This window comes from Sphingobacterium corticis, assembly GCF_042684745.1.
GTDB lineage: Bacteria > Bacteroidota > Bacteroidia > Sphingobacteriales > Sphingobacteriaceae > Sphingobacterium > Sphingobacterium corticis.
This window is the reverse complement of the sequence record NZ_JBHUMA010000006.1, coordinates 177,041-190,381: the sequence shown is the minus strand read 5'-3', so window position 1 is coordinate 190,381 and position 13,341 is coordinate 177,041. Positions and strand designations below refer to the sequence as shown.

At 40.1% G+C, this 13,341-nt stretch carries 12 protein-coding genes; 5 read left to right on the top strand and 7 right to left on the bottom strand.

Annotation, left to right across the window (positions count from 1 at the left end; translation table 11 throughout):
• Nucleotides 1–208: 208 nt before the first annotated feature.
• The 3 genes from ACFSQ3_RS06920 to ACFSQ3_RS06910 form a co-directional block, all read right to left on the bottom strand.
• Complete coding sequence (locus ACFSQ3_RS06920; protein WP_380868773.1) at nucleotides 209–874, bottom strand: response regulator; 666 nt, start codon at nucleotides 872–874, stop codon at nucleotides 209–211.
• 9 nt (nucleotides 875–883) lie between these two features.
• On the bottom strand, nucleotides 884–2,356 hold the full coding sequence (locus ACFSQ3_RS06915) for a tetratricopeptide repeat-containing sensor histidine kinase (RefSeq protein WP_380868771.1): 1,473 nt from the start codon (nucleotides 2,354–2,356) through the stop codon (nucleotides 884–886).
• Nucleotides 2,357–2,666: 310 nt separating this feature from the next.
• Nucleotides 2,667–2,831, bottom strand: a complete 165-nt coding sequence (locus ACFSQ3_RS06910; RefSeq protein WP_380868769.1) for a hypothetical protein — start codon at nucleotides 2,829–2,831, stop codon at nucleotides 2,667–2,669.
• Between the two features lie 417 nt (nucleotides 2,832–3,248).
• On the opposite strand from ACFSQ3_RS06910, the gene ACFSQ3_RS06905 reads away from it, so the two are divergent.
• A complete protein-coding gene (locus tag ACFSQ3_RS06905) occupies nucleotides 3,249–4,268 on the top strand; it encodes a hypothetical protein (RefSeq protein WP_380868768.1) in 1,020 nt (339 codons plus the stop codon).
• Between the two features lie 28 nt (nucleotides 4,269–4,296).
• Here ACFSQ3_RS06905 and ACFSQ3_RS06900 read toward each other — a convergent pair whose 3' ends face one another.
• Nucleotides 4,297–5,349 carry a type I restriction endonuclease gene (locus tag ACFSQ3_RS06900; RefSeq protein ID WP_380868766.1) on the bottom strand — a complete coding sequence of 351 codons (1,053 nt, stop codon included), beginning with the start codon at nucleotides 5,347–5,349 and terminating at the stop codon, nucleotides 4,297–4,299.
• A gap of 156 nt (nucleotides 5,350–5,505) precedes the next feature.
• Between ACFSQ3_RS06900 and ACFSQ3_RS06895 the strand changes: the two genes are divergently transcribed.
• The 4 genes from ACFSQ3_RS06895 to ACFSQ3_RS06880 all read left to right on the top strand — a co-directional run bounded on the left by ACFSQ3_RS06895 (nucleotide 5,506) and on the right by ACFSQ3_RS06880 (nucleotide 7,689).
• Nucleotides 5,506–5,811 (top strand): DUF3157 family protein, encoded by a 306-nt coding sequence (locus tag ACFSQ3_RS06895; protein ID WP_380868764.1) that lies wholly within the window; start codon nucleotides 5,506–5,508, stop codon nucleotides 5,809–5,811.
• A 38-nt stretch (nucleotides 5,812–5,849) separates the two neighbouring features.
• Nucleotides 5,850–6,392: a C40 family peptidase gene (locus ACFSQ3_RS06890; protein WP_380868762.1), complete on the top strand. Its 543-nt coding sequence runs from the start codon at nucleotides 5,850–5,852 to the stop codon at nucleotides 6,390–6,392.
• 239 nt (nucleotides 6,393–6,631) lie between these two features.
• Nucleotides 6,632–7,225, top strand: coding sequence for an HD domain-containing protein (locus tag ACFSQ3_RS06885; RefSeq protein WP_380868760.1), 594 nt, complete (start codon nucleotides 6,632–6,634; stop codon nucleotides 7,223–7,225).
• Between the two features lie 326 nt (nucleotides 7,226–7,551).
• Nucleotides 7,552–7,689: a hypothetical protein gene (locus ACFSQ3_RS06880; protein WP_380868758.1), complete on the top strand. Its 138-nt coding sequence runs from the start codon at nucleotides 7,552–7,554 to the stop codon at nucleotides 7,687–7,689.
• A 145-nt stretch (nucleotides 7,690–7,834) separates the two neighbouring features.
• Here the strand turns inward: ACFSQ3_RS06880 and ACFSQ3_RS06875 are convergent, their stop codons facing one another.
• The 3 genes from ACFSQ3_RS06875 to ACFSQ3_RS06865 form a co-directional block, all read right to left on the bottom strand.
• Complete coding sequence (locus ACFSQ3_RS06875) at nucleotides 7,835–10,996, bottom strand: glycosyl hydrolase (RefSeq protein WP_380868757.1); 3,162 nt, start codon at nucleotides 10,994–10,996, stop codon at nucleotides 7,835–7,837.
• A gap of 540 nt (nucleotides 10,997–11,536) precedes the next feature.
• Nucleotides 11,537–12,376 (bottom strand): sugar phosphate isomerase/epimerase family protein, encoded by an 840-nt coding sequence (locus ACFSQ3_RS06870; RefSeq protein ID WP_380868755.1) that lies wholly within the window; start codon nucleotides 12,374–12,376, stop codon nucleotides 11,537–11,539.
• Nucleotide 12,377: 1 nt separating this feature from the next.
• On the bottom strand, nucleotides 12,378–13,196 hold the full coding sequence (locus ACFSQ3_RS06865) for a phytanoyl-CoA dioxygenase family protein (RefSeq protein ID WP_380868753.1): 819 nt from the start codon (nucleotides 13,194–13,196) through the stop codon (nucleotides 12,378–12,380).
• Nucleotides 13,197–13,341 lie beyond the last annotated feature (145 nt).

Below are 13,341 nucleotides of genomic sequence, written 5' to 3'. Positions count from 1 at the left end.
ATAGTTCGGTCAACGAGCTTATGATTTGGTTGTTAGTTCGTTAACGATTCAAAATTACCGTAATCGACTTAAGATTTTTTACGGTTTTCCGTAAAGACCAAAAATTCAATCAGATGATTTACAGATTATTAAAAAAAGAAGACCGCATTTGCGGCCTTCCTTCGATTAACAGATCATTTGGTTGGTTTGAAATTATTTTTAAGGGATATTAAATCAATCCTTTTTCTTTGCAGTAAACCGCAAGTTGCTCATTCTTTGAAAATCCAAGCGATTCTTTCATAACATTCAATCGCTTCTCCACGCTACTTAAACTACTCGGCTTCAGTGCTCTTTGCTTTAGTTTGAATGGAATATTCTTCTGTAATTCTCCCTGATAAAGCAACGATACGATAGCGATATCTACCGTAGTAAATTCAAAAGAATTTTCTTGTTGGATAGCTTGGCGCACATCCGACGGCTGATAACGTTTGTCAGCATAAACAGTGTGAATCGCTTGCTTTAAATGATCAGCATCATGACGCGCTTTGCGTACATAACCATTGATTCTCAAATCTTCAAACAATTCGTCGATGACCTTTGGCCTGTTTTCTCCGGAGAAAACGATCACTTTCAAATCCGGTTGAACTAATCTCGCTTCGCGGATCAAATCAGTCCCATGTACTAAGTTTTGTTTCACATCATCCGCCTCAAAACTCAAATCCGTAATCAATAAATCATACGGCTCGCCATCTCGGTTTGCATTCTTCAGCCAGGAAATAGCGTGATCGCAATAATGGAGGTAGTCCGCTTTTTCAATGCTCAGTTCTTGCAGGGTTTTCTGCAAAGACAAGCTTGTCATTTGATGATCTTCAGCAATAAGGATTTTCTTAAACATACTTTTTCTTTATACGGCTACGGGAACTTGAATAGTCACTTTAACTCCTTTTCCCGGCTCTTGTACAAAAGTAATTGCTCCGCCAATTCCCTTTATACGGGAAACCGTATTTTCCATACCTTTTCCCTTTTTTGAATGCTCAGCCATTCCTATTCCATCATCTTGATAGTGGATAAGTAACTTTTTTTCATCCCGTTCAAATCGTACTACGACATTTTCAGCGAGACTATGTTTAGACATATTTACCATTAACTCGATCAATACTTCACGAATTTCATTTTTCGCATTGTTACCAACATGACTCCAAATACTGGGTTCATTTCCAGCGAGCAAAACACGACGATTTTCTTTTGCGAAGGATTTCAGTTTATCAGCTAAGGCATTGTGATAATCCGGCGTAGATACTTCTTCGTCTTCCTCCGCTTCATGTGAAATATTTCGAGATTTATTATACATATCGTCCAAACTGTCCAATAATTGTTCTTTGTCCATGTTTGGATTATATTCGATCTGACTCATTACATAGTAAATTCCATTAGCAACTACATCGTGTACTTTCTTGGAAGTCTCCAATTTACTGGCTTTAATTTTTGCAGCCGCTTCCAGCTCCAGCCGTTCTTTCCGTTTTTTGTACCAAAAACTACCTCCGCCGACAAATAGTAACATTAAGCAAGTCAAACTTCCCGTCATCACACGCTGCCTAAATAACCGCGATTCCTTTTCCGTATTATCATTTTGCAGGCGCAAATTATCGGCTTTATTTTTCTCTACTTCATAACGAATCAATGCAAATTGATTCTTCGCAGCAGATCGAGCATTATCTAAACTGTCGCTGAGCTTGGCATACGTTTGGAAATAATATTGAACAGAATCTTTGCAACCCGAATCAATCAATCTTCGCAAAGCTTTGACTTGCGCATCCGGACTTTTGATTTTAATAGCTGTTTGATATTGCTTTTGCGCGTAAAATAGCGCAGAATCTGGTTTGGTGCTTTTGTAGTAATCTGACAAATGCGCGTAGCTAGCGTTCTGACCTCTGACGTCCTTTTCCTTCAATCTAATTCGCAACGCATCTAACAATTGAGGAACAGCAAAATAGGATGAGTCGCTTTCCCACCGTGCGTTTGCTTGATTGGATAAAACACGAGCACGTTCTTTGTTACTGATAGATTGATCAGCGAGAATTTGTTGGTAAATGCTATCCGCCTTACCGTAGTTTTCTAAGTTTCGATGAGCAAGGGCGATATTATTCAGTGCAATCTTACGATTTGCAGAATCAAGTGAAAATTTTACTGTCTCCTCGAAGAATAACAAGGCTTGATCATAGTCTTCCAAACTTCTACTGGTTGCGCCCAATGTATTATAATTTGCGGTTATATATGGGAAATGCGATGAATCGTTTTCGTTCAAGAATTCCCTTGCTTGTAATGCGCTTTCTTGGGCACCGAAGTAATCCCCAGCATCTCTTTCAATAATTGCCATCCTAATTAAACTGTTAGCGACATCCAAACTATCGCCGGATTCAAGATAGACATCCTTTGCTTTAGCAAAAAGCAAAAAGGCGCTATCAATTTCACGTATTGAAAACAAAGAATCTCCCGTCCGTAAAAACTCGTCTCCTATAGGATTTCTTTGTTTGACCTCTATTTTATTATCACACGCGAATAGAAAAACGAGCAAAATTGCTAACAATGGCAGATATCTCACAAAATAGATTTTTTGGAAATTTAATAAAAAAACAACAAAGGGCTACATTTTGTAGCCCTTTAATTATTTAAATAACTGTAAAAATCTAAGGTTTTTTCGGCGGCAAAGGTGGCAAAATGGTCCCTTCTTCTCCCTCATCTCCACCTCCACCATTTTGCGTTTGTGCAGTTGTTGTTGGTGTATTTTGGTCGGCTGAAGTTGTTGATTGTCCGCCTTGTCCGATTGATAATAATAGGATTAAATACCACATAATTCAAAAAATTAAAAGTCAAAAACTAGGTAGGTCCGCGTGCACCATGCACGGGCTTACTACGATTGTTTTCAGAAGGCCTTCTGATTTTTTGGGAAGTGGGTGAGATCGTACTGCGGAAGACTAAAGCTGCTTCCCAAACCGGCTAGAGAATGCCGCAGTATTTTCTCGATTTAGAATCGTTCTCTCGACTTTCCTAGAAAGACGATGCTGATCTAGCAGCTGATTCTGAGAACAAATGTATAGCGGATAACATCCTGACTAAAGGACACTTCCGATGTTTCCGACTATTCCGATGCATTTCCGATAATTTCGATCGAATTCCGGTTTTTCCGATTAAAAAAGATGTTGAAACAAAGGTTTTAGGTTACGGTTTTCCGTAAATTCCGATACCGAAATCCAACTAATTTTGTAACCATGCCTACGATTAATGAATATTATGACGCAGTACTTCGCTGCGCGATAAAAAAGAAACAAAATGACGATTTGACCAGCGGTCTGAAATGGACTCCTGCTGCTATAAGGGATAGAATATTGAAAAAGCTGAATAGCAACAAACTGGATCAGCATGATCTAAATATTCTTAATAACTTTTTCGACAACTATAAAGATGGTGACCATCTCATAAAAATTATTCGAGCGGATGGTGCAGATAAATGTAAACCTATCACTCAATTCGTTAATGGGATAACAAACGCACCCAATGATCATACTAAGGATCTCATATCAGTTCTAATTGATTTCCAACCTCGTCCTTACAAGGCTTGGCTTGAACAATACGAGTCAAAATCAGAAAACGACGGTAAATCTTCTGGAAAAGAAAATAGCGTAACCGAATCCAATCCAAATCAACTCCCGCAAACTTCCAACGGCATTGAAAACGAAACGATCGAACTCGTAACAGAAGAAAAGAAAGAGGAAAATCAATCGACCTTAAGTGGAACGGAATTAAATAATTATGTAGCACCTATTAGTCCGGATAATAAAGACGATCATAAGGAGAATTCTCTCTTAACCGAATCCAAAAAGCCTTTACATAAAATCATCTCTCACAAATGGGCTGGCGCTTCCATAGGAGCTATCATGGCAATTGCTTGTTTAGCCTTTTATCCTTGGGCGAAGAAAGATTGTATGTATTGGAATGGAGAACGCTACATCGCAATCTACTGCGATGATAATTCAAACATCGATGGACAAGTGATCGCGAAAAATGAGGAATTGCTAACTGGCTTTCAGAAAATTATGCGTGTAGATACGCTTACCGCAAAACATGCCGGGAAAGTTTGGTATCTAAAGATGAATGGCAATGTTGAATTTTTCACAAAATTAGGTCAACATCCTGTTTTCCAAAACCGCTCATTGAAAGAAGCTACAGAGCATATATTAACTAAGTACGCCGGAGAAAATGCAGACGAAAAAAAAAGCGAGATTAAGTGATTAATCCCGCTTTCCAATTTCGCTTATTTTACGCGTCATAATTGGCAACCGTTTCGGACAATTCTTCTGCATGGCTATAAATATCATCCAAATGATTTATATCCACTTTAGTCTCCTTTTTATCGCTATCGAACAATCCTAAGCGCAATCTATTTGTCGTAAAATAGAACCTACAGATCGGTTTCCGATTGTTATCATCCAGCAAAATACCGCAATACGACTGATTGTCGCGCATAAATACGCGGCCGACTTCAATATTTTTCCTTAAGATCGATTTAACAATGAGAAATCCGTCAATCTCATCTTGCGTAGTGATAATGGCCGAAGTTGGCTCAATCGGCTGAGGAGCTTCTTGCTCGCCCACTTCTGTTTCCTTCTTAAGTGCACTTTTTAATCGCTCGGCGATCTGATCGTTGACGATATGTGTAAAAACGCGTTTTACCAAAGGCACAAATTGCTCCAGCACCTTCGCCGTAACCATGCTTGGATAAACTTGCTTTGCGAAATAACGCACAAATTCATCGGTTGGATTTTGCATTTCCGAATTGATCAGTATCGAAAGCTCGTTGGAAAATTTCAAATCGCTTGCAGCCGTGGAGATATTATCCAAATCAAATACCGACTTATGAAATTTCTTCAATTCTTGTATCTCCGCATCTTTGATGTCCGAAATTTTAAATTCAAAAAATGGTTTATCATCCATCTTATTTACCGTTACCAAATCTGTATAAAATCGGTATTCGACTCCATTTGTCAACAAACCGAATTTCGCATCCGTCGTGTGGAAATAACGAAACAACTGGGAATTGTGCGGATCCAATCCATCCGCATAATGTTTACATTCAATTAGAATAACTGGCTTCTCTTCCCGAAGAATGGCATAATCCACCTTCTCCCCTTTTTTGATGCCGATATCGGCTACAAATTCCGGATGTACTTCAAAAGGATCGAATACATCGTAGCCCAATATCCTCAGAAATGGCAACACCAATGAAGTTTTGGTAGCTTCCTCGGTTTTGATTTGTGGTAAAAGTCGTTCTACACGTTTTCCAAATTGTTTGATTTCATCTTTAAAATCCATAATACATATTCATTTAAGTAGATAATAACGTTGGGTTGGTTAATTGCTTTCTATGTGTTAAAAGTAATGACTTACAAAGACTTACAATTACGGGAAACCATAACGAAAATGCCTCTTCGTTCACGAACTTTGTCAAACAGATCGCCAAAGAAAAACATGATGAAAAATTTATACGCCTTACTACTACTTGTATGTTTATCATTGCCTGTAGCAGCGCAATCGCAATACGCCACTACTACGAGCGGAAAACGGGTAATTTTAAATCAAGATGGCACTTGGAGCTACGTCAATTCGTCCGTCACTTCGTCATCAGATTATACCTCTACCTCAAACAAGTCGGCATCTTCTAGATCTACATCTGCAAGTAGTTCGAAAAAATACATTCGTGGACCACGTGGAGGGTGTTATTACATTAATCGAAATGGAAACAAAACGTATGTAGATCGAAGTATGTGCAATTAGTTAATTGCAATTGACTGATTTTCCGTAACTTTGCTGGAATGAAAGTGATTCAAAATGTGAGAAAGATTGGTGTAACGGGATTATTTTTGTTCGCTAGCTGGGGATTAACGACAAAATCCGATGCCGCTTCGCATACCAAAGGCACAGGTGTTGACAAAATTGAATTGTCGTCAAAAACGGATAATAACAAAGATCCAGACATCATATCTTTTGCTAAGAAATTCCTCGGCGTTAAGTACAAATATGGACAAACCAGTCCGTCCAACGGTTTTGATTGTTCAGGATTCGTGTATTACGTTTTTAAGGAGTTTGGCATCAACCTACCCAGAAGTTCATCTGGAATGGGGCAAGTGGGAAAAGGTATAGAAACGGCCGACGCACAAGCTGGCGATATCATTTTATTTACTGGAACAAATCCTGCGAAGCGACAAATTGGACATGTCGGTATTGTCACATCCAATTCCTTGAACAGCGGTTTGGAATTCATTCATGCAAGTTCCGGTAAGGCACAAGCAGTCACAGAAACCAAACTGGAAGGAAGTTATCAAAAACGATTTATGAAAATTGTTCGTGTGCTTTAGTGGTTAATAGGGCGATATGGTTCTCGTGAAACCGATTAGGTCGAGCCTTTCCGTCCTCTTCCTTAAAAAAACATTGCTGATACTCTTACAAAGAAAACGTTGGTAATGTGCTAATAACAAGCTTTTGAATCTTATACGCAGCTGGAAACCATCCTTTTATTAGTTTTCCGATAGCATTCGTTACGTTTGGACACTTTCTATTTTAATTCGGAATTTTGTAGTCCGAAACACAAACATATATGGCTTCTGATCTTTTAGCAAAAGAAATTGCATTTATCAAGGAAATCGACAAGTTGAAGTACGTTCAGCGCATGACCAAATTGTTCAACAGCGATCGTCGAGAAAACAGTGCGGAACATAGCTGGCATCTTGCCATGATGGCGATGGTTATGGTAGAACGATCGAATGAGCCAGTCGATTTATTGAAGGTTTTAAAAATGGTATTGATCCACGACGTGGTAGAGATTGATGCTGGCGACACCTTTATCTACGACACACACAAAAGCCATGACAATACGGAGGAGGAACGCTTAGCAGCGCAGAGAATTTTTGGCATGTTGCCAGATGAAACAGCACGCGATTTCATCGAGGTTTGGGAAGAGTTTGAAGCAGGAAAAACTGCGGAAGCGAAATTTGCACGCGCTATGGATCGACTTGAACCCTTACTGCAGAATAGCTCGAATAACGGAGGGACTTGGAAAGAGACTGGCGTAAATTATCAGAAGGTACATGCCAAAAAGCGCGTAATCCAAGATGGCGCAGCTAGCATTTGGCCGTATGCAGAAGGACTGATTAACGAAGGCGTAGAAAAAGGTCTTCTAAAAAAAGATTAGGGGTCGTTTCACTTTAAATTATCGGAGTTAATCGACAACGATTCGGGATATATTTTAGAAAAATTGTTGCACTACATTCATTGAGTAGAATAACCGCTACAAAATTCAACTTTGAAAAAATCCGTCTAAATATTATACCTACTTTTGTCGCGTTGATTAGCAGGTTAAACATCGCAAACTACTGTATTTCAACACAACGAAAAACAAATAAAATCTAGCGAAGGCATTTAGACAGATGCTAACGCTTATCCATCATTAAAAGAGAAATGTCAAATTTTCAAAACGCAAACTTGCTGACGAGAGGCACCAAGATATATCAATCCCCTATGATTCAAATAAATTTGATAGAGATTGAACATAGTATTGCAGCAGGCTCTGCCACCGTCAATCCAGTCAATTCGGACAACCAAGTTAGGGAAGAATGGGAAACCTCGCCAGATGTAGTTGGAAACATGGAATGGTAAGTTTTAAAAGCTTTTGATTTTTATTTTTCGTTTTTCTTAAAATACCCTCTATTTACCAAATCATCAATAAATATATTTAACAAAAGAAGGATCTCAGGGGATCCTTCTTCTATTTAAAAAACAATCTTATTTAAACTTGGAAAGATCAGCGTTCTGGGTATATCTCGAACGTTACCGGCCCCAACAGGCCAGCCTTATGCAAGGCACTATCTTTCTTATAAGGATTGACAATCGTCCAGAACTTCCTTTCATCTTCTGGCTTTTGTTGATCTCCGATCAAACTGTTTACCCAAGTATTTGTAACCTTGATATCAATGTGATTGGATCCTGATTGACAAAACGAGGTAATATCTATACTATAAGGATCCGTCCAAACTGATCCGACCTCCTTTCCATTAATACTTACCGATGCCAATACGCCAACCTGACCGATATTTAGCACGACGCGTTTCTTTTTCAAAGAAGGCAATTGGTATATATCAATTTCATAATGCGCACTTCCAGAAAAGTATTTTACCTTATCGTCCGCGTGTTTAGACCAATCTGCTAATTGATCAAAATTTCTGGTAAATTTAGAAGAATCTGGATTAATGAATGTTACCTTCCATTCGCCCTCAACGGTTATTACCTGCTCTGGATCGACAAAGTTTTTTCTTTTATTTGATTCTGATGCTTTTGCAGGTTTTTTATTTCGGAATATGACAAATGCACTGCCTTGAGAAGCTAATTCCAAAGGCACACGCGTAATCGATCCATCCACATAGCATTCAGGTAGGTTTCTAATACGACCTGAAAGCGCATCCCACAATTCGACGGTTTTATTAGTACTTCTAAAACTCGCTTCAAAAGCGACCTCTTGACCACTTTGATTAGACAAAAAGTACATATCCCCATCTTGTAGTTTTCTATGTAAGTAATGTATGTTCTTCTCCGAATCAATCTTAAAATCTGGTTTTAAATCCAACAGTGCAAAAGCATCCTCCAAAGACATGTTGTTTAACACCAATCCTTTGCCATACGTATTTTGTTTAATGGCGTTTCCATCAATATTTCCCCAAAGCTTATCGGCCAACATCCTCACACGTTCATCGGCGTCTTTAAAGTTTTGTAAACTCGGGGAACGCGTAGGTTTGGAACCTAAAATGACACCCCCATCTTTTACTAGCTTTTCTATCTTTTCCAGTAATTCTGGACGTATAGTTTCAATAGCGGGAAGCACTAAAATCTTGTAAGACAAACCATCTGGCAACGTAAATCGACCATCTTTCATTTCCATGCGATTCATGATCACTTCGGCGTTCATATAATCGAAATCATATCCGCTTGGCAATGATGGATTTTGTTCTCCGGTCATTTTAGGCGTATCCTCCCCAATGAAATAGGCAACATCGGCTACATACGTACCTTGTTGCAACATGTAATTGGTCCGCTTTAGATACGATATAAATCCTCCCATCTCATAAAACCAGGTATTCAAACGATTGAAATCGTTACCAAACCATGCATTTACGCCAGGCAGCTTATCCTCATAAGGTTGGTGGATATAGACGTGAAGCAACGTATTATTGATTCCTTCCGCGAAAAAACGATCCCCACGTTCCTTAAACATAGCGGGATAACGCCCAAAAACGTTTCCTGCAGAGGTAAAGGACTCCGCTGACACTTTAGTTTTACCGTAGATGTGGGCAGCCGATGATGCTGCTCGGTTTTCAATATCACCCAGGTTTCCTTCGCTCCAAAATTCGCCTCCGACTTCGTCCGATTGTCCACCATACTGCAAAAACTCGCCCGGAAAGCCCCAATGTCCATAATTCTCCAACCAGGTTGTCAATCCATGTTCATGACTGATTTTGCGAAACCCACCGACATATTCATATGCCACCTGATCAGCGACAAATCTGCGCATGTCCCACAGAAACCTATCCGATTGTTCTTGACTGCCAACCACGAGACCGTAGTAGGTGGGCAAATATGGCTTTGGATCGTACCCGAATGCTTTGACGAACTTTTCTTCAAAATCATCCGTCCAGTTTTGTCCGCCGGTTTCATAGCTATCTTGCACAACAACCTTGAAGCTTTTCCGGTCTTCGGCCGGGATGCGTCGAATAATCGCACCTATGAAATTGTCAAAATGTGATGCTACATGTTTCGTACTCATCTTATCCACTTCAATACCTCGACCTAGTTCGCTCGCTGGAGCATTGAATGCGCCCGTAGGCAACATACCCATCTGCATGATCATCCATTCCCCTTCCGGAACATCCCAAAGCAATGATCCATCGGCGGATAATTTTTGGGTCAGATCTATCACTTGTTCCGGTGCGATAGCATGTCCCTTGGTAGCATCCACTTCAGCTTGTTTTGGCCACATGTAATGGTGCCAAAACGGTAATGGTGTCGGGTGCATCTTGGCGAACGTCTTTTCTTCAAAGCGCTCAATAACAGGAATCGTTTTTAATTCAATTTCTCGAACCCCAGCCTGCCCATAAGTTTGATCAATTGTAATTCGATAAGTGGGACTTTCTACCGCTTCAAATGATATAGCTGCAGGTGCAAACGCGTCGAATCCGACGTTTTCTGCTGGGTTTGTACGATCCACTCGATATGTCCTGATGGCGCTGAATTCCCCGTCCTTCAAGACTTCTAAAGTCACATTAAACGCACCCGTCTTTTCTGATGGATAGATCGTAAGGCTTCTTGCTGTAAAAGGTTGATCGGCGGAGAAGGTTATTTGAGTGGATTTCCCATTTGGGAATACCACTTCTCGCTTATTTCCTTTTACGAAAAGTTGTTCGACTGGTTGATCTTTCAAGTCGCTCTTTACTTTCAATTTTTGATCAGCAATATTAGCGCGATAATCCTTTGGCAAAGGAAAGGCAATTACATTTGTCGGCTGAAAATTGGCTGGTTTGCCCGCAATTTTCCCGTTAAAAGATCTCGCGCCTTTTACGATGGTGTCCACACGATGCAAATAGCGCATCGACTGATCTTCTTTAATCCAAGGTCCGCCCGATTGACTCCATCCCGGCCCATTGAACATTCCGATATCAATACCTAGCTCTGTAGCTGTCGCGCATGCTGTACGCAAAATTTCCCACCACTCTTCGCTAAATAGTTTAACGTTCCCCCATTTTTCCTTTGGGATATCATCTAATCCAATGTGGCCAATAAATGCTCGATTGATACCCACTTTTTTCATGGCGTGTAAATCCTTGATCACGCCCTCTTTCGAAATATTATCGGATATCCAATACCAATAAACGCTGGTTTGGATTGTATCGTGAGCTTCGGAAAAAACGGTTTCCATATGCTCCCAATTAGGTGGAGCTATTTTACTTCTTGTAACACAAGAAACCGTTAAAAAAATAGCTAGAGCGATTAATATCTTATTCATAAATAGTTATGTTTTAATTGGTTTACCAATATACTACATCTTTGCCTAGTATCCCTGATTTTGAGTAAGCGTGCTATTGATCAACAATTCGCGATTCGGTATTGCGTAGATCAGGCGATTGCGATTTAAGTTTGTTGTTAACCGTTCGGAATAAATCCTAAAATAAAATCACTTAGTTGTACTTTGATCATTTTGTGCCCAAATTCCTATACAGATTTTTCGCTTTTTGAAGTGGTTGCGGAATCATTTTGCATCTGCAAAAATTACAGGATTAGTTTGAGCGCTTCTATCGATCTTTGGTCGCTTTCGTTGTTACTGAGATAACACGATTTACAGTATGCCCCGAAAACGCTTCGCAACACCAAATCGCGATCCGTAAACATAAGTCATGCACTATTCATTGCGGTTCGCGAAGCACTTCGAGGTCCGTATCCGACCTTTTACATCTCGGGTTTAAATAATCGCTTCATATCTCTTTTTTAAATGATTCATCATCCAAAGATTTACGGCATACTGATCGGAAATCGGTTCTTTTGTGAAAGGTTTAAATGGCAAATATGGATACGGGCCAAATTCTGGTGTTATCGTTGCTATTTTAACGCCGTCGGCATCCAATCTGCTTACCCACCTATCCCACCAATTGAGGTGATGTTGTAATGCTTCCCTATTTTCGGGTGCGCTGGGATCGAGCACTTGAGGACCCTGCGTATGTCCGACACGCGCATGAATATGTCGGGTATGTTGAATAGCTAAATCTACCGCATCTTGTTGATCCTCCAAGTAGCTCTCAGACACACATACCCAATGTGAAAGGTCCAACGCCAACTTTAACTCAGGGAAACGCGCTAAGTAATCTTTTACTACATGCGCGGCGTACGACCATTTGTTTCGATGAGTTTCTTGAATGATCTCGATTCCTGATTCCTTGGCTATACGGTTGCAGATAGCAAAACATTGCTCCATTTGATCCATTGAATAATACTCCCTTCCCGTTTGGGTTACAATAAACCGCGGCTGCATCTGTTGATTTTGATAGTCTAGTAGACGGTATAGATTACGTTCCAACGCCTCAAGATATTTCTCAAAGTTTTTGCCCTCTTTCATTTCTGCATGAAGCAATATGTAGGATAAATTTTTCTCTTCTAACGCAGATAGCATATCCTGATTTGTACTTTCATCGCCCAGCGGATAAACTTCGACACCGACATAACCATCGTTTGCAATTTTCTCAGCAAATTCGTTCCATTGTAACCCTTCCGATCCCCAACGCGGACAAAAGAAATCGATCTTCATGTTATGGGGCTTTGTAAATGAGCGGATTTTGTGCATCGCTATCCAATGGTTCGCCTATCGACAACGCTTTCACATAGGCATCTGGTAAGATATTTGGAATTCCGTTGTACACATTCCCATCAGGCATATATGCGCAGGTCATAGCGCGTCGAAATCCTGGCGTCATATTGGCATGGGCGCCGTGGATGGTCAATCCGTTGTGAAAGGAACAGCTGCCAGCTTTTATCACAACGGGTTGAGCTTTTGTTTTTCTAAACTCAGGGTACACGTCGAAAATGCCACCCATATTTTTACCTATTCCGGTATTATCAAAGGTCGTTTTTTTGTGCGATCCGGGAATAAAAAATAGGCAACCGTTTTCCAAAGTAACATCGTCGAGTGCCACCCAAATCGACAACGCTCGACGATCGGTAAACGACCAAAATGGTGTATCTAAATGCCAAGATGTGGGATTCGCCCAAGGTCGCTTTATCAAAGCTTGATCGTGCCATATACGTATCCCGTCAACATCGGCAAGTGTTGCGGCCATTTTTCCAATTTGTTCATCGAGCATGATCTCGCGCACCTGATCGCTAGTTTGCCACAGATTCAATAATTGGTCAAATACGTTATTAAAGTAGGTAGCATCCTCATTGATACCGTCTTCTTCACCTACGTGAACAGACTTACCCGGCATCTTTACGCCATTTCTCTGAACAATAGCTGTATCGACTGCATTTCTCCATTTCTCCAATTCTAAAGGAGAAAGAAAATCGTTAATAATGATGTATCCATGTTCTTGATAGAACGCTATTTGCGCTGCACTTAGATTGGTATTCATAAAAATAAGATAGATTTATTTACAAAATTGATAGCAATACAAATCTACCGACAGCAGCACGACCGAACATCTCTGAAGTGATATATTTTTTGCACTTTTTGACTTAATTGAATAACTTGGGACACCAAATATAAACCGATAAATA